The 18,198-nt window shown below is 44.5% G+C and carries 14 protein-coding genes and 1 riboswitch; of the genes, 6 read left to right on the top strand and 8 right to left on the bottom strand.

All coding sequences use genetic code 11. The features are described 5' to 3' along the window. Window positions 1–151: 151 nt before the first annotated feature. The 3 genes from CW749_RS21685 to CW749_RS21675 form a co-directional block, all read right to left on the bottom strand. Window positions 152–1,114 (bottom strand): ABC transporter substrate binding protein, encoded by a 963-nt coding sequence (locus CW749_RS21685; RefSeq protein ID WP_101114486.1) that lies wholly within the window; start codon window positions 1,112–1,114, stop codon window positions 152–154. Between the two features lie 367 nt (window positions 1,115–1,481). Beyond that, window positions 1,482–2,168, bottom strand: coding sequence for a response regulator (locus tag CW749_RS21680; RefSeq protein WP_101114485.1), 687 nt, complete (start codon window positions 2,166–2,168; stop codon window positions 1,482–1,484). Further along, entirely contained in the window at window positions 2,168–3,724 is a 1,557-nt protein-coding gene (locus CW749_RS21675) for a sensor histidine kinase (protein ID WP_180958469.1), read from the bottom strand. The genes CW749_RS21680 and CW749_RS21675 overlap by 1 nt, the downstream gene beginning before the upstream one ends. A 206-nt stretch (window positions 3,725–3,930) precedes the next feature. Between CW749_RS21675 and CW749_RS21670 the strand changes: the two genes are divergently transcribed. Genes CW749_RS21670 through CW749_RS21655 form a run of 4 tightly spaced genes read left to right on the top strand, consistent with a single transcriptional unit; the run spans window position 3,931 to window position 8,680 of the window. Next, window positions 3,931–5,331 carry a TolC family protein gene (locus tag CW749_RS21670; protein WP_101114506.1) on the top strand — a complete coding sequence of 467 codons (1,401 nt, stop codon included), beginning with the start codon at window positions 3,931–3,933 and terminating at the stop codon, window positions 5,329–5,331. Then, window positions 5,328–6,311, top strand: a complete 984-nt coding sequence (locus CW749_RS21665; protein ID WP_101114483.1) for an efflux RND transporter periplasmic adaptor subunit — start codon at window positions 5,328–5,330, stop codon at window positions 6,309–6,311. The genes CW749_RS21670 and CW749_RS21665 overlap by 4 nt, the downstream gene beginning before the upstream one ends. 3 nt (window positions 6,312–6,314) lie before the next feature. Then, entirely contained in the window at window positions 6,315–7,520 is a 1,206-nt protein-coding gene (locus CW749_RS21660; protein WP_101114482.1) for an ABC transporter permease, read from the top strand. Beyond that, window positions 7,517–8,680 carry an ABC transporter permease gene (locus tag CW749_RS21655; protein ID WP_101114481.1) on the top strand — a complete coding sequence of 388 codons (1,164 nt, stop codon included), beginning with the start codon at window positions 7,517–7,519 and terminating at the stop codon, window positions 8,678–8,680. Before CW749_RS21660 ends, CW749_RS21655 begins: the two co-directional genes overlap by 4 nt. Before the next feature lie 97 nt (window positions 8,681–8,777). Here the strand turns inward: CW749_RS21655 and CW749_RS21650 are convergent, their stop codons facing one another. From CW749_RS21650 to CW749_RS21645, 3 genes are all read right to left on the bottom strand, one after another. Next, window positions 8,778–9,530, bottom strand: a complete 753-nt coding sequence (locus CW749_RS21650; RefSeq protein WP_101114480.1) for a chromosome partitioning protein ParA — start codon at window positions 9,528–9,530, stop codon at window positions 8,778–8,780. A 15-nt stretch (window positions 9,531–9,545) separates the two neighbouring features. Continuing rightward, entirely contained in the window at window positions 9,546–9,704 is a 159-nt protein-coding gene (locus tag CW749_RS28270; protein ID WP_167404709.1) for a hypothetical protein, read from the bottom strand. Window positions 9,705–9,881: 177 nt separating this feature from the next. Further along, entirely contained in the window at window positions 9,882–10,616 is a 735-nt protein-coding gene (locus CW749_RS21645; RefSeq protein ID WP_101114479.1) for a beta-ketoacyl-ACP reductase, read from the bottom strand. 425 nt (window positions 10,617–11,041) lie between these two features. Further along, window positions 11,042–11,166, top strand: a riboswitch (glycine riboswitch). A gap of 112 nt (window positions 11,167–11,278) precedes the next feature. Here CW749_RS21645 and CW749_RS21640 point away from each other — a divergent pair. Beyond that, complete coding sequence (locus tag CW749_RS21640) at window positions 11,279–12,646, top strand: sodium:alanine symporter family protein (RefSeq protein WP_101114478.1); 1,368 nt, start codon at window positions 11,279–11,281, stop codon at window positions 12,644–12,646. A 22-nt stretch (window positions 12,647–12,668) separates the two neighbouring features. Here the strand turns inward: CW749_RS21640 and CW749_RS21635 are convergent, their stop codons facing one another. Then, window positions 12,669–13,301, bottom strand: a complete 633-nt coding sequence (locus tag CW749_RS21635; RefSeq protein ID WP_101114477.1) for a LysE family translocator — start codon at window positions 13,299–13,301, stop codon at window positions 12,669–12,671. Window positions 13,302–13,486: 185 nt separating this feature from the next. Here CW749_RS21635 and CW749_RS21630 point away from each other — a divergent pair, with 185 nt between their 5' ends. After that, window positions 13,487–14,968 (top strand): carboxypeptidase M32, encoded by a 1,482-nt coding sequence (locus tag CW749_RS21630; RefSeq protein ID WP_101114476.1) that lies wholly within the window; start codon window positions 13,487–13,489, stop codon window positions 14,966–14,968. A 348-nt stretch (window positions 14,969–15,316) separates the two neighbouring features. On the opposite strand, the gene CW749_RS21625 is transcribed toward CW749_RS21630, so the two are convergent. Then, complete coding sequence (locus tag CW749_RS21625) at window positions 15,317–17,944, bottom strand: phospholipase D-like domain-containing protein (protein ID WP_101114475.1); 2,628 nt, start codon at window positions 17,942–17,944, stop codon at window positions 15,317–15,319. Between the last annotated feature and the right edge of the window lie 254 nt (window positions 17,945–18,198).

Below are 18,198 nucleotides of genomic sequence, written 5' to 3'. Positions count from 1 at the left end.
CAGACTGCGTTATCGATTCTTGATTTAGAACCACTAGATCTTCAAATCGATGCCTTGCCTGGAAGCCAGTTAACTCTCGCTGAACCTAGCATCTTGAGGTTACTTGGGTATAATCAAATTTTAAAGGCTAGGTTTATTTAATACACGCTCATCAATCACGCATTTCAGCCTTTTTTTCAATATCGCTAGGCACACTTAATTCCCAACGTTTCAACTCTTTCTTACTGAATATAAATGCCCCTTTTTTCGGTGTCGTTATCGTTGGCATTTCTCCCGAAGCAACAAACTGATTAATGAGTTTTGCTACTTCTATTCCTTGTTCAAGAGCACTGATACTTAGCCCCCCTATTGCCTTTCCTTTACCGACGGAATATGACCAAAAAGCAAACACGGGAATGGGAGAATTTTCACTTGTCCAAGAACTTACTTCATCCAATGAGTAGTGTTTGCCAGATTTATCTTTAAGAGCAGCATAATTGGCAATGATAATGGCATCGTAACCTTGTTGTTTGGTTTCTAAAATATTACTTTCCCAACTTTCGTAATTCTGAATCAAACTAGTATGGACGTTAATACCATTGATGCTTTGAGAAAGTTTATTATTGAAAGACGTTTCGAGAATGGCATGAGACGTAGCAGCCCCATCCATTAATACACGAATTTTAGCGACGTCGGGTAACACTTTACTGATCATATATACGGAGCGCTTCATCAGGGGTCGCTCTAACACGCCAGAAATACTTGGAGTAATTGGAACATAATTCCGAGGGTTGGCATTGATGCCTAAAAAGAAAGTGGGAATATTGTTTTCTATTAAACGAGGACCTAGGTATTTGAGGGCATTGTCGTCAGAAACCACCACGATGTCTGGATCGTGCTGTTGGATAAACTCCCATGCTTCATCGGCTATCGCTGGAAACTGCTTAACAGGCTTACGTTTGGTATCCATTTGGAAATTATGAATGTTCATCTCCCCAATTTCGCTGTTAAAGCCCTCTCGATACTCCGCAACCCAAGGATATTCAAAATGGTAGCTATGAATAAAAACAAGTTCTTTAGCAATACTATTACTTGCAAATAGCATGGTCATCAGCAGCAAAAAGATTTTTCTCATAAGAAAGCCCTAACACATTGTCTTATTCAAGTTTAGACAATTTGTTAGGACCTGCTAATTTTCGTTTAAAGCTCTTATACCCAAGTGACCTCAAGGTGCAGGATTCAGAGCCTCATATTCTGTTTCAATTCAAGCCTTTCTACTTCAAAATCAGGAACGCAGCGGAATGACGAGTCCTTTCCAAGTTCTTAGACGATGAAGTGAGGCAGAATATGGGCTCCCAAGGGCGAGTTTAACTGGCTTTCATACTGCGTTACCGATTTTTAATTTAGAACGACTATATCTTCAAATCGATGCCTTGCCTGAAAGCCAGTTAACTCTCGCTGAACCTAGCATCTTGAGGTTACTTGGGTATATAAGAAATTGATTAACGGAAGATTCTGCGATAAGTGCGTTCAGGTCGCCCCACAGACCCATAATGGACATCAGCTTCGATCTCACCGGAACTAATTAAATACTCAAGGTAACGCCTCGCCGTTGTTCGGCTTGCACCAATTTTAATGCCCGCTTCGTCGGCGGTGAATTGTGCATCTCCCCCAAAAAGCTGGCGGATCTTATCCAGTGTTACACCGTCAATACCTTTGGGTAATCGGTTTGTTGAAGGCTCTTGCGACGTTGATGCTTGCAACATTTTATCGACCAGTTTCTGATCCAAGTCTGATACTGTTTCCAGCTCTTGTTTCTGCGCTTGATATTTTTTTAACGCCGCTTCAAGTCGTGAAAAAATGACAGGCTTCAATAAGTAATCCACCACCCCACCTCGCATGGCTTCTTGCAGCGTATCAACATCGCGCGCTGCGGTTACCAAAATCACATCGCAGTGTTGTTTTTGTTGCCGTACTTGGCTGAGGATTTCAAGCCCATTTCCATCTGGTAGGTAGACATCAAGTATCACAAGATCCGGTTGAAGCAGATCCAACTGCATTTCCGCTTCAGATTGGGAGGTGGCGATCGCGACTACATCAAACCCACCAATCTGATTAAGATATCTGTGATGTACCTCAGCGATACCTTCATCGTCCTCGATGATCATCACTTTTGTACTTGCCACCATTATTTCTTTTCCTTTGGTATATACACCGTTGCTCTTACTCCTTGAGTCGGTCCGTTTCCAATATCCAGCTGACCGCCATATTGCTTCACCAAATTGTCAACAAGGTATAGCCCAACACCTCGATTGTTTTTCGCCTTACTTGAAACACCTTTGTCTACAAGTTTGGCTACATCAATGTCACTTGGCAAACCGCAACCGCTGTCTTCTACTTCTAAAATAATTTCAGTACCGTAATCGCTGATCGAAACAAAAATGTGGTTATTGGGCATTTTCCCGCGCTCTACGATCATTGCGTCGAATGCGTTATCAATTAAATTACCCAAAATTGTCACGAGGTCTTCAGCATTCACGTTGGTTGGTAGTGGTTCTAGTCGTGTACCGTTATCAATCTCCAAAACTAACCCAATCTCACGTGCACGTTCAGTTTTTCCTAGCAATAAACCGGCGACTAATGGGTCTTTCACTGTTTCTCGTATAAAACCGATCAGCGCTTGATAGTGCGCGGTCTCTTGCCCTATCAGTTTCTGCACTTCTTCCGATTCACCCAGTTGTACCAGGCCGCTTATCGTATTGAGCTTGTTCCGGTGTTCATGGGTTTGAGAACGAAGCATATCGGCGTATTCGCGCGTTTGTGAAAGCTGTTTTGTCAGTTCGGTTATTTCATCACGACGGCGAAAGCTCGACACCGCTCCAACCACTTCTCCCTTTACGATAATTGGATTGCGGTTGGCGACTATTCGCTGATCATTCAAATAAAGATCAATATCATGCTGAGGCTCTTTAGTGGAAAGAATGCCAATTAAGTCACTGTCTGGCAGAACCTCTTTCATTGGCATGTTCATCACACTGCCGCGCCTAATTTTAAGAATGTCACATGCACTGCGATTGATTGATCGGATCAGCCCTTTGTTGTCTATGCTGATAACCCCCTCTTTAATCGTGCTCATCGTGACATCAAGCTCGACATACAACCGAGCGATTTCTTCTGGCTCAAAGCCTAAAATTGCTTTCTGAAAACGCCTTGATGCGTAATTAGACAAAATGGCGTTGGCAATCACCACCAGCAGCGCCATCGCAATGAGAAAGGCAAGATATGGCTCAATTCTATCTTGCAGGCTATCCAATAAATAACCCACTGAAACAACACCAATAATATTGCCATCGCGATCAAATATAGGGGTTTTACCGCGGACCGATTTGCCCAGCGAGCCTTCCGCATAGGAAACGTAAGATTGCCCTAACTCCAGCGCCCTAACATTATCTCCCCCTTTCATTGGCTGCCCAACGCGCTCGCTCACGGGGTGAATCAATCGAATGCCTTCTTTATTGCCTATCACAATAAAAGTTGCCCCGATCAAATCCGTCAATTCTTTAAATTCTTGTGGGAGCAGCCCTACCTCTTCCGTGGTTACCATATCGACAACCGATTGGGACTGAGCCAAAAACTGGGCGATTCCGAGTGCTTTGTAGCCCATTTCTTCTTGCTGGGAATGTTTGATGTAAGCAAATCCGGCTGCCGTCAAAATCAGCAGCTCGATCAAGCCAGACAATGTCATAATTATCAATAGCCTGCGGCGAAAACTCAGATTCTTCCAACTTAACAATGTCATTCCCCTTTATTCTGAGCTCGGAACATAACAAAAAAGAAACATTTCTTCCGTTAGGCGTCGCAAAAAATTGACTCCTTTATCAAAAAGACTCGGTTGCACAGCCATTTTTTAGAGTATAAACTCTATTTTAAATTTTCAGCGGTCAGTTAATGATGAAAAAGAGACCTTTTGCCTTTCTTTTGGGGACACTGATTACCCTACCCTTTTCCGCGCAATCTCAGCCAGTTAGCTTTGATCAAGCGTGGCAAATCGTGCAGCAACAAAGCGACGCCTTATCTGCTTCTCGAGCCAATCTTCAGCGTTACCAACACCTTCAAGCATCGAAAGACAGTTTAAACTTACCCAAAGTCACCCTTTCTGCTAACTACACTCGCTTAGATGACGATGTGACATTATCGGCTGGGCAAGTTGCTGATAGCTCTAATGTCGACCTATCGGGCTTGGGTCATATGTTGCCCCCAAGTGTTATTCAAAGCCTAGCAGGTGCGAGTTCCACTATTACCGAGAAAGACATTTTTTCGTCGTCTATCCGCGCCATTTGGCCGATATTCACAGGCGGAAGAATTACAGCGGCTCAAGAAATAGCGAAAGGTCAAACTGAAGAAGCGCGCAGCCAACTTGAGATGGAAAGGCAGGCAAAATTTGAAGACCTGACCAAATTTTATTTCAGCGTCGTCCTTGCCAAAAAAGTGGTTGAAACAAGGCACGCCGTTGAGGATGGATTAGAAAAACACCGCAACTTCGCTTTGAAAATGGAAAAACAAGGGCAAATCGCTAAGGTAGAACGCTTACAAGCCGAAGCCTCGTTAGACAAAGCCAAAGTGGATCGGAAAAAAGCAGAGCGTGATTTGGACATCGCAAAAACCGCGTTAGCCAAAATGCTAAATGTACAAGACGTTCAGTTGCAAAGCGCTTTATTCATTAACGATAGCCTACCGCCAATGTCGGCTTTTGTTGATCAAACCTTAAATACCTACCCGGGTTTACAATTGCTCGACGCCAAGGAGCAACAAGCCAGCAATTTGGTGAAAGCAGAAGACGGGAAATACTTCCCGAATGTTTACCTATATGGCGATTACACCGTATATGAACATGACAGCTTGGCAAGCCAAATGAAGCCAGACTGGCTCGTTGGTGTCGGAGTCAGCATTCCACTTATCGACTCTTCTGGTCGCTCTGACCGCTCTCAGGCTGCTCATAGCGCCGTTCAACAAGTTCAACATTTAAAGGCACAAGCGCAAAAAGACTTACAAGTGTTAGTGGAGAAAACCTATTTAGAAGCCGAGCAAGCCAAGGAAGAAGTCAATGGGCTCACCTCTAGCTTAAACCTAGCAACAGAAAACCTTAAGCTTCGCCAACGTGCGTTTTCGCAAGGCTTATCTAACTCATTAGAAGTCGTCGATGCTCAGCTTTATTTAGCCAGCATTAAAACGCAGCAACATGCCGCACGTTTCAACTACCTTATCGCACTGAATAAACTGCTCGCACTGAGCAATGAAATGACCACTTTCCATCAATACGAACATAGAGCCAATCTGGAGACTCAATCATGAAATCAAACCTATTAAAACCTGTTTTCGCTGGCGTCATCGCCTTAGGTTTAGGTGGATGGCTGATTCACAGTTTCAACGCGGCCTATGAAGAACAGCCCCTGCGCCTTCAAGGGCAAATCGAAGCGCAGCAATACAATATTTCATCCAAAGTCGCTGGTCGTATCGACAAAGTATTGGTTCGAAAAGGCGATGAGATTCAAAATGGTGATCTTATCTTCACTATCTACAGCCCAGAGCTAGACGCCAAGTTAGAACAAGCGGTGGCGAGTAAAGAAGCGGCCGGCGCACTGGCTCAAGAAGCAGAAAAAGGCGCACGCGATCAGCAAATTCAAGCATCCAAAGATCAGTGGCAAAAAGCCAAAGCCGCATCAGACTTGATGGAAAAAACCTATAACCGTATTAACAACCTATACAAAGATGGTGTTGTCGCGGAACAAAAACGTGATGAGGCGTTAACTCAGTGGCAAGCCGCTAAATACACGGAAAGTGCCGCATACCAAATGTATGAAATGGCAAACGAAGGCGCGCGCGATGAAACCAAACGCGCTGCTGCGGAGAAAGCCAGAATGGCCGCCGGTGCCGTTGCTGAAGTCGAAGCCTTTGCCGCCGATACTAAAATCCGAAGCTGGTTTAAAGGTGAGGTATCACAAGTTCTACTAAGCCCAGGTGAATTAGCACCTCAAGGGTTCCCTGTTGTGACCGTATTGGATATGGAAGATGCTTGGGCTGTGTTCAATGTTCGTGAAGATTTACTGAGTCAGTTTTCTAAAGGCAGTGAGTTTTCAGCATGGGTTCCAGCGATCGAACAGCACGTTACCTTCAAAGTTTCTCACGTATCCGTAATGGGTGATTTCGCAACGTGGCGCTCTACCGATTCTTCTCAGGGTTTTGATATGAGAACGTTTGAAGTTGAAGCGCGCCCAACCAAGCCAACAGAAGGGCTTCGTATGGGCATGAGTGTCGTCATAGAGAGTTTATAATCCATGATTCAATCTTCATCGGATTCAGGGCAACGCTTCTCAGGGCAACGTTTGTTTTCTGAGCAACGCTTGGGCTCTGGACAATGCCTAATAGTTAAAGCAGACAAATGGCTTTTGTCTGCGTTAACGTGGATTCCTATTCTGGTTGCGGTGATCATTTGGGGTGTGTTCAATCAAGGGCTCGCAAGAGATATGGCGATTGGTATTGTCGATCACGACCACACTCAGTTTTCACGCGAGCTTGTACGTCATTACGATGCCTCCCCAAGCCTTGATGTACAAAGCCATTACACCGATACGCTATCGGCTAAAGAGGCACTTCAGTCTGGCGAGATCTATGCCTACATAGTGATACCATCAAACAGCTTCAAGCATGTTTTGCAGGGCAAGCCACCGCAAATTTCGGCGTTTACAAACACGCAATACATACTTATCGGTCGATTAATCAATTCCGCATTGTTGCAAGCTCAAGGGACGTTTAATGCAAAACTTGAAGCTGGAAAAGTGCTGTTAGGAGGCGATATAACGCCTGTGCAAGCTCTAGGGCAAGCGGTACCAGTGCGAAGCCAAATCACGCCTCTGTTTAACAGTAATACCAACTATTCGCAGTTTCTTCTTGGCGCTGTGGTACCTGCAATATGGCAAATTGCCATTGTGGTTGGCACCGTGATGGCATTAGCCGCGAACTTGCGTTTGAGAGGCAAGGAGCAGTGGTTCAATGACGCACCTATTTTAAACGTGTTTCGAACACTTGCGCCTTACTCTTTAGTGTTTGTCGCCCAAGGCTTTTTGATGCTTTTCTGGTTTTACATTGGACTGGGCTGGCCATTTCATGGCGACATCGCCATTTTATTGCTTGCACAGATATTGATGGTTATTGCCTGTATGATCATGGGAAGCGTATTTTTCTTTTTGAGTCTGGATGCCACGCGAGCCATGAGTTTCGCTGGCGCATTCACCGCCCCCAGCTTCGCCTTTATGGGGATCACTTTTCCCGTTACAGAAATGAATGGTATCGCACAAGCTTGGCGCTCTATGTTGCCTGTTAGCCACTACATTGAAGCGCAAGTTTACCAGTCTAACTACGGGGCAACTTGGGCAGACACGTTGAACACACTTATACCAATGGCGGGCTACATTGTGCCTTTCATACTGATGTTATTGCTAATTCGTAAGAACAGTGTTTCGACTAAGGCGGTAACCTCATGAGCACTCAATGGTTATTTCCTCAGTCTCTTTGGCAAGAATTACGCGCTATTGTGAAGCATCCAGCGATTGTTTTAACGGTGTTTGGTGGCACTCTGTTTTACTCTTTCCTATATCCACTCCCCTATGCTAACCAAGTGGCTCAGGAACAAACCGTCGCGGTGGTTAACTTAGACAAAAGCCAAACCAGTTATCAGCTCGAACGCATGGTCGATGCGACACCCCAAGTCGCCATTACCCATCGAGTACACGCCATAGAAGACGCAAAATCGTTGTTTTTGTCGCAACAGGTAAGCGGTATTTTGGTGATCCCAGAGCACTTTTATCGGGATCTCATGCTAGGTAAAAGCCCCGTGCTGTCTTACGCTGGAGACGCATCATACTTTTTAGTTTATGGTGCGGTTGTTGAAGGTCTGGCACAAGCATCGGGTACTTTGGCAGCAAAAGCAAAAGTGGTAAAACTGCTTGCTGATGGCATACCACTAGCGAAAGCCAGTGAACTGTATTCACCAGTGCACTTAAACATTAAACCCACGTTTAATCCCGAAATGGGTTACGTCGACTATGTCGTCCCCGCTGTCTTTGTACTCATACTTCATCAAACATTGATCATGGGTGCAGGTCTTCTGACTGCGCACCAAAAGAATACAAATACCCCATCAGCGTACTGGCATAAAATGTCGTCATTAAGCCTCGTAAGCCATCGTGTTTTTGTGTTCGGCGTTTTATATCTTGCTCTCAGTTTGTATTACTTCGGATTCAGTTTTGATTTCTACGAGATCAATAGGCTAGCCAGCATATCCAACGTGTTCGTTTTGCTTATCCCTTTCTTAATAAGCACTGGCGCAGTTGGTATTGTATTGGGCAGCCTATTGCCTAGAACGGAGCTGGTTACGTTAATTGTGCTGGTGAGTTCAATGCCACTGATTTTCACCGCTGGGTTTATATGGCCGGTTGAAAGCCTGCCGCAACCTCTGATTTGGATAGCAAATGCACTCCCGAGTACGCCAGCTATTCAAGGCTTTTTAAAACTGAATCAAATGGGCGCACAGCTTTGGCAAATTAAAGACTTGGTCACACAGCTTTGGGGGCTTGCGTTTATCTGGTTTGGTATCGCTTGGATTCGGATGCGTAATTCGGATGCGCAAAGTCTAGCCGGATAAAAATGCCTATAAAAAACAAACCCCGCCAACAACATTGGCAGGGTTTGTTTTCGAATCAGTTTTCTTTTCAAATCAAACTAGCTTTGCGCGAGAAAGATCAGTTACCTAAACCCAACCCTTCAGACAGCGCTTTGATTTGTTCAAGATCCAGTTTATGAACCTCAATCATTTGTGCGATTTGGCTGAGTTTGGAATTCACGTCGTCACTCTTATCACACGAATCTGAAGACGCATCCCAAGATGTGCCTGCCAAAAACTCGTCACATTCTTTACTGAGTTTTTCCTTCTGAGGCAGCAGCTCTTTCTGTTCTTTAAGCAACCCGTCTAACTCTTGTCGGATAGCCATTTCGCGCTGAAATACTTCTCTTGAACGTTCAAACACAGAGGCTTGTAAATCGGCTTGTCGATTGAGTCTTTGGTTTGATATACCCAAATCTTCAAGTTGTGAGCCTTGTTGGGCAATCAACGCTTCTTGCTCTAGGTTCACCTTTTCAAGCTCTGTCACCGTCGTCTGTAGCTGTTGAAGTTGTGCTTGGAACTTAGCATTCAGTTCATCTGCTTGCTGAATCAATGCCGACTCAATCGCTTTGGCTGAGTCGACTTCATAGGCACTTATTGTTTGTTGAAGCTGTACATTTTCACCAGCCAACGTTTGAGTTTCTTTATCTTGAGATAGGTAGGCATCCTGCCAACTGCTTTGCGTAACTACGGCACCAACCAGTCCACCAATCGCTAGCCCTAATATGGCCGCAACTGTGATGTAGATGTAAGAGGATTTGTTACGCTCTTCAATAATGACGACTTCTTCCTGATCGTCATCGCGTTCGTCTTGGATATTATTGTCTACCATTCTTTAGCTCCAACGTCAGTTGATCAATTCCATGGTCATAACTGACACAACGTAGATTACAAACCCAATTATTGATGCAAGAATGACGCCTTTTTGCAGTTTTTCGTTGGTTCGATAACGAAAAAGTAGCACGGCGATGGCAATAAGCACCCCAATTGCAATTAGTCTGGTCATAACTTCCTCCTGTTCAGTTAGTTATACCACTTTTTTGAGCTTAGAGCGTAAACACAATGTCCGAAATATCGCGGCCACTATGGACCGAATGAAATGCTAGTTTGAAATGTAACCAATATGGTTAAAAAAGAGGTGGTCGTTTAACAGACCACCTTATATCTAGAATCAATGAAAGCGTTAAATCACTAGCCCCCCATCAATTTTTAACACCTGCCCCGTAATGAAGCTGGCTTTATCGCTGGCTAGAAACTCCACCCCATTGGTAATGTCTTCTGGTTTACCCATCCGACCTAGTGGCGTTTTTGCTTTCATCATATCCAATACTTTTTCTGGTAAATCCGCCGTCATCGGCGTTTCTACAAAGCCTGGAGCAACGCAGTTTGCTCTCACTTGCGCACCTTTGCGTGCAAACTCTTTCGCCCATCCTTTCGTCATGGCTATCACGCCACCTTTGGTTGCGGCGTAGTTGGTTTGACCAATGTTGCCATCTGTTCCGACAACCGACGACATCGTCACAATGGATCCGTAGTCATTTTCCATCATTATTGGTGCAATCGCTTGGGTGAGGTTGAATACCCCTTTTAAATTCACATCAATGACTTGATCCCAGTCTTGCTCTGTCATTCTGTCTATTAAGCCATCCCGCGTGATACCGGCATTGTTCACAAGTACGTCGATTCGACCAAACTCTGATTTAATGTCGTTCACCAGTGCTGCTATTGCTTCTCGGTCGCATATATTGACCGTGACGGCTTGTACATTCTCATGACTTGAAAAGGCTTCGCTCAGCACTTGTTCGTTCATATCAAGGGCATAAACCTTTGTTGCACCTTGTTCAGAAAACCGTTCGACAACCGCTTTACCAATACCTTGGGCGGCACCGGTTACAACACATATTTTATTGTTAAACATTGAGTGTCCTCTAGTGGGCTATTTAATACGCATTTCACCGTCTGGCGTTGGTTTGGGCTTAAAGTCCGACGTGAAAACAGCGCGTTCCATGTTTTTACTGCTGAATTAATAATAGGTTTAATCCACATTAGTGCTAGTCGGCTTCGGTCAAGATTTCATTACAACTTGATTTCCATCATTTCTTTCCTCACTAATCGTTTGCTTTGTTCGTTATTTGCGCAAACAGATTTTCCGCTACTGACATCGTCTTTTTCTTTTTGTACGATGCGCAGCTTAAAGTCGAAAGACTTTTGTTCCAGTGAAGACAGCAGGAGAGAGGTTTTACTCTAACTTTTCAATTTAAGTGAGTATAACCCGCCGAAGAAGTAAATCTTTCAGGTGCTAAATTCCAGATTTTCAATCTTGAATTGGCGAGGACTGTTGTTGGAGGAACCTCTGGAGAGAACCGTTAAATCGGTCGCCGAAGGAGCAAGCTTCTCTATCAAGTGATCTAAAGATTACTTGGTTATACAGAAGTGAAACTCTCAGGCAAAAGGACAGAGGAGTGAAAGGCAACCATTTCAACCAAACCTTTTGGTGAATAACCCATTTTGGGATCTGCTCTTGTGAGTAGACGCCCCCTTTCTCTCTTCTCCTTATGTTTTATTAATTAAGGGGAAACCATGCAAGAACTGCATTCCATTTTACTGACCATTGATAACTTGGTCTGGGGACCACCGCTACTGATCCTGCTAGTAGGAACAGGCGTGTATTTCACATTCAAACTGAACATTCTTCAATTTCGCTATTTACCCAAGGCGTTAAAAATGGTGTTTAGCAAAGATACGGGCTCTGGTGACGTATCTAGCTTTGCTGCGCTGTGTACCGCTTTATCGGCCACCATCGGCACCGGTAACATTGTGGGTGTCGCAACAGCCATAAAATTAGGCGGGCCGGGCGCGCTGTTTTGGATGTGGTTGGCTGCCGTGTTTGGAATGGCAACTAAATACGCAGAATGTTTACTCGCCGTAAAATATCGCCAAAAAGACAGCAACGGCCAGATGGTTGGCGGCCCGATGTATTATTTGCGTGATGGCGTGGGATCTAAGTTTTTAGCGACAATGTTCGCCATCTTTGCGCTGGGCGTTGCCTGTTTTGGAATCGGCACATTCCCACAAGTGAATGCGATTTTAGACGCTTCTCAGCTTTCATTTGGTTTGCCACGAGAAATAGCAGCCGTTGTACTTACCCTACTCGTTGCGTTTGTTACTTTGGGCGGTATTCAGTCCATTGCTCGCGTAGCGGGTAAAGTCGTTCCTTCCATGGCATTACTGTACATTGGCGCTTGTGTCAGCGTATTACTGATGAATGCAAGCCAAGTAATACCGGCTATTCAGCTTGTTCTAGAATCGGCGTTTACAAATACCGCAGCAACTGGCGGCTTTTTAGGCGCAAGCATCATGTTGGCTATTCAATCTGGTATCGCTCGCGGTGTCTTTTCAAACGAGTCGGGCTTAGGAAGTGCACCAATTGCAGCGGCAGCGGCCAAAACAGATTCCTGTGTCAAGCAAGGGCTGATCTCGATGACAGGCACTTTTTTCGACACGATCATCATCTGCACAATGACAGGATTAACGCTTATTTTGACGGGAGCTTGGCAAGGTGATCTCGCTGGCGCAGAGATGACAACATCGGCATTCGCCATGGGGCTTAACTCCGACACTTTCGGACCTATGTTGGTATCGATTGGGCTTATCTTCTTTGCTTTCACCACGATTTTAGGCTGGAACTACTATGGCGAGCGCTGTGTGGTGTACCTAATGGGCACTAAAGCCGTATTGCCCTACAAAATAGTATTCGTTGTGTTGGTAGCTTCTGGTGCCTTCTTAAAGCTGGACATGATTTGGCTGATTGCCGATATTGTGAACGGGCTGATGGCAATACCTAACCTAATAGGGCTCATCGCTTTAAGGCATGTGGTTGTGGAAGAAACCAAACTCTTCTTTGAGAAGACAGCTCGTTCTAATACAGGTGTTATTACTTCAACGTAGTCGCTTTGGGTTGGCGAGAGCCTTAACTCTCGTCGACAAGCAACTTAACACCTAAGCCTATTAAGACAGCGCCAGTTGCGCCTTCTACCGCTTTTAGAAATGTGTCGCTGCTCAGTAACTCCTTGGCTTTGTTGACCATAACCACTAAGCCACCCTGCCAAACCATGGCAATAACAAAGTGTATTCCTGCCATAAACATGGATTGAGCGACAGCGCTGCCTTGCGGGTCGATAAATTGTGGTAAGAATGCCAAGTAAAAAACTGCGGTTTTAGGGTTCAGTACATTAGAAAGAAAGCCTTCTCGTAACACTGCCAAACGGGTGATACCCGACACGTTTTCTATTTCGCTAGGCAAAGAAGTGCGAGCTTGAAACAAAGAGCGAATTGAACCTATTCCCAACCAAATAAGATAGCCTGCCCCTATAAGCTTGAGTGCCATAAACCACTCAGCGGATTGCAATAAAATCGCAGAAATACCGATCGCTGAAAACGTCGCATGAACAAACAAACCACAACAAATCCCAACACTGGTTAACAGCCCATGTTGCGTACCCGAGCGGCTTGTATTTCTGACTATAACAGCAGTATCCAGACCCGGTGTTAATGTAAGAATCGTAATCGCAACTAAAAAGGCTTCAATGTTCAGTATTTGCATGACTTTTCCATAAAAATTCAACGACATTGAATTTATACCGCAAATCGCGCTCAGTCCCAAATTTTGAGCATTTTGGCTCAGCTCACAGGACAATAATTATTTACCATTTCGCCCGATGATTTGAGGCTAAAGCCTTGCTATAGTTGGCGTCAACAATAACAAGCCCCTATGTAACAAGGACAGCCATGAGTTACTACGACAAGTTGGTAAAACACAATAAAAAAATTTCTCGCTTTGAGCACCTAGAGGCAATCTGTGGCTGGGACGCAGCAGCCGTTATGCCCGCTGGTGGCAGTGAAGCACGCTCTGAAGCGCTAGCCGAGCTTTCGGTGCACCTGCATCAGCTTTCTAATAAACCAGAATTAGCTGAGTGGTTTGATAAAGCAGGATCTGAATCCTTGTCTGCGGACGAAACAGCCAGCCTAGCTGAAATGAAGCGCATTTGGCAGCAAGAAACCGTCTTACCTGAAGAACTGGTAGAAGCCAAATCATTAGCAGGTTCAAAATGTGAACACGCATGGCGTACCCAACGTGGCGAAAACGACTGGAACGGCTTTGAAAAAAACTGGGCTGAAGTGGTTAAACTTTCTCAGGAAGAAGCGCAGATCCGTGCTGAAGCGACAGGGAAAACACCTTACGATGCAATGCTAGACCTCTACGAGCCGGGTGTATCAACGGAATCACTGGAGTCCGTGTTCAGCAACGTAAAAACATGGCTTCCAGACTTGATCAACCAAGTCATCGATAAGCAAGCTAAAGAAGATATTATCATGCCAACTGGCACATACAGTGCAGCAGACCAAAAAGCACTTGGGCTGGATGTAATGAAGCTTCTGCAATTTGACTTTAACCATGGTCGTTTAGATGAAAGTACACACCCATTTTGTGGTGGTGTACCAACGGATGTTCGCCTCACAACTCGTTACGATGAGAACGACTTTATCCAATCTATGATGGGCACCGTGCACGAAACGGGTCACGCACGCTACGAGCAAGGTCTGCCTAAGAAATTTGCAGGTTTACCAGTAGGTGAAGCTCGATCAATGGGAATCCACGAGTCACAGTCTCTCTTTTTTGAAATGCAGATTGGTCGCAGCACGCCATTCATCCAAATTTTGGCAGACAAAGCGCGTAAGCAGTTCCAACGTAACGACGATCCTACTTTCTCAGCAGAGAACTTCCACAAGCTGTACACCCGTGTTGAAAAAGGGTTTATTCGCGTGGATGCCGATGAACTGACCTACCCTGCACACGTGATTCTTCGCTACGAAATCGAACGTGATTTGATGAATGGCAAAATCAAACACACCGACGTACCAGAGCTTTGGGCAGAGAAAATGCAAGCTTACCTAGGCTTGGATACTCGCGGTAACTTCACCAATGGCTGTATGCAAGACATTCACTGGACAGATGGTGCTTTTGGTTACTTCCCAAGTTACACATTAGGTGCCATGTACGCGGCTCAGATGATGGCAAGCATGAAGCAAAGTGTCGATGTAGAAGGCGCTATTGCTAGCGAAGACCTATCGCCAATCTTCACATGGCTGGAAGAAAAAGTATGGAGCCAAGGCTGCTTGCACACCACCGACGATTTGGTGAAGCGTGCCACAGGTGAAGTGCTGAATGCTGATCACTTCAGAGCGCATCTAGAAGGGCGTTATTTGTAGTTTCATAAGGTTAGAAAAGATTAAAGAGCCGCAATCGCGGCTCTTACATTTTCTATAATCAATTAACTTGAAGATACAAGTTTGAGCACATAAAAATTGTTATTTATTCGAGACGTCAGAGTACTTGCGATCTCTGGTAGAATCACATTGAAAAATGATCCGTACCAGCAGTTTTGGACACCGAGTTAGATGTATATAGCGAGTACAATCACTACAAAATGAACAATAGCAACTAAGAAATCTAGAATTAAACACTCCCCTGAATTTAGAGCAGAAGCCCTGAAGCCAGCAGAATCTCTGCTGGCTTTCATATATGCTTCGCTTTAAGGCACAATAACCGCAATATATTTAGAAAGTTATCGCCCTAACGCATTGCTCTTTACTCACAAAAGTTCTTTGAGAGTTACCGATCAATGGAGCCCAGTAATCTTGGTAGTATTTCACAGCTTCTGTTTCACTCGCAATAATATACATCATTTCAATCAACGAAGCGGGTCTTTGTTCATAAACATTATGCGATCCAATCGAAAAGAGTTTCTTGTCAATCATTATCGCCTTAGAGTGGTTCGCAAAAGAGTAGTTTGTGTTGGGATACGTTTCACTTTGACGGTCGATCCTGAGATTCCCTAGCTTAAAGTGCGAGCAAAATTTTTGTCGACTGTCTGCATCATTTGTAACGCCGGAGTCGATTGCCGCTGTCCAAAGGGCTCCAATAATATCAGTATTCGAAGCATTAGATGTGGTATCAAAGGGGGCAACCAAGTTCGATATCACTACTTTCACGTCGACCCCTTCAATCGATTTTTTGGCTAACATGTAGGCTAACTCTTCGTCGATATCTCTTAACAATGCACCGAACCAACTTTTACTGTATGGATTGACGAGAGACTGCTGTGAAAGAAGGATCTCTTGTTGAGCCGCTGATATCATCGCTAAAACTCCTACTTTCATATCAAATCGATCAGCGCCATCGATAGTCATTGGATTTCCTTGATCCAAAATCAACACATCAATATCACCAGAAATAACAGGTGGGAGGGGCAAAAGTTGCTCAACGTATGGAACAGTATCAGTTAACGCTATCGCTCCGTGTTGCCATTTCAACATGTGCCTAAAGTCCCCTGTTCGCCACATCTTGTCGACGACTTTGTGCGTAAAATACGCAGCCGTACCTTGTACCTTAACGGATGTATCAATGACTGGTGTTTCTGCGAAATATTCCTCCCATAAATTGTGCCCTCCAGTAATAGCCTCTATCCCGTCAACCGCCACAATCTTGCTGTGATTCCATGTGAGATCAAAGAGCCCTGTATCTGGCACCAAAAAGCTCTTTCTCCCCCCACTAATGAACACCTGCATGTTGGTTTTACCTGTTAAACTCGAAACCAATTGAGTTAATATGCCCTGCAGATGAGTATTCCACTGTGTTTCGGGGATCCCGGATTCAGAAACAAAGCCTTGACCGATGAGCTTCCGTTTTACAATATCAATCACATAATCTGGCCACCCCGTCGCCAAACCACCTAGCCCCACATAGATCCGAACAACAGGCGATGTTCCATTTCGTTGTGCATTTATCTCAATCGTTCTTAGTGCATCTTGCAGCCTCGTGATCCAAGAATCGTCGATTCTCGCTAGTACTGTCAGATCAATAATATGTTGACCATTCTTAATGGTGTTGATCACTTTGTCCCGAAAGACTTCGTTGTTTCTGTGAACATCCGCTACGCTGCTCTCTCTGCCTGAAAGAGAAGACATCACCTCAATCGACGTCACTGGAAAAAGGTGCCATGTATGAGCGTAGCCAACACGACTCAACCGCTTTGATACCTGTCTCAGCAAACATTGTGCATTACAGTCACCAATAATGTCCTCAAGGAAATACTGTTTAACATCGTGGATTATCTTAGCGTTTGCCGCTTCCTGAGCAGGAATGTCGCCAATCTCGACACCAACTTTGTCGTAGTATTTAGCTACGAGCTCACCCGGTGAGCTAATGTAAAACTCCTCGACTTTATATGGGTTGGAATACCTTGAACCTGAAACATAACCAGAGTTTGCGTATGTACCCGAGTTTTGCATAACCAGCCTACCCGAAAAGCGAGAAGGCTCGATGTGGTAAAGTGGTGTTGAGCCACTTGTATTCGGATCGGGACGAAATGCCCAGCGTAAATTGTCGCTGATTGGTTCATCAATCGAGCATTCCCCCGCCTTAGCCCACGCCCATGACGTAATATCTGTCAATGGATTGATGTAACAAACTGTATACCGTACGGTACCTCCCCAATTGGAAAAAAGTGTATTTTTATGGACATTATAGAAATTTTTATACGTCCTCAATTCGCTGTCTTTGCCAAAATAGACATTGCCTGCAGAGGTTGGATAAAGACTGTGATTTTCAGGGATGGGTTTATTGGCATAGATATCTAATGAAAACTGAGTATAGCCTGGTGATTGCTTGGTGATCATTTCTTGCATATTTTGTACTACGACCAAAGGGTAGCTCGGGTTTATCGAAACCAGCCCTTCCGGAGTTACCGATATCGATTGATTTCTCAATGTTACGTTGCCTGTTTTTAGGCGTATACCAACCCGAGAATAATCGGTGTACCAATTTTGACGCGTATTGTTGATGTCACATGTATCCGTGTACAACACCCCACCTCCTTCTGGCACTGTCAAGCATTCGTACCCAAACTGCCATTCATGCGCTAAATTCCTTCTTGTAATAAGCTGACCATATTCTGTGTAGGTCCAATATGTGTCTAACCGACCGCAGTCAGATATACCAGCCTTGTCGACTGGCCATGCACTCGGAATTAAACAACCATTGTTTAAGCCAATTTTTATCTTGTGCTGTTCTAAGAATACTTCTGGGGGGACTAACGCTTGGGGGGCAGCACTAAGTGCTGATGTGACTAAACTACTTGCCACAATGATAGGAAAAGAAAAACTGAGCTTGATAAAAATGTTCATGACAACCTCCCGTTGCCTATAGCTGGTTTACTAAACGAGCATTCAGAAACGAGCAAGATCCTAACTCACTGCAACAAGTTGTGCCAATAACTTAATAATCTATAAAAATAATTGTAATGACCGGTTATTATATAAAATAATTTAAGTGACCGATTATTATATAAAATAATTTTATTTACCAAACATTATATCTAATAGAGCCAAGAAGAAATGGATGTATAAAAAACATTACCTATACCCATATATGGTCTCCT

This window comes from Vibrio sp. vnigr-6D03 (assembly GCF_002835515.1).
Taxonomy (GTDB): Bacteria; Pseudomonadota; Gammaproteobacteria; order Enterobacterales; family Vibrionaceae; genus Vibrio; species Vibrio penaeicida.
This window is presented reverse-complemented; position numbering and strand designations above follow the sequence as displayed.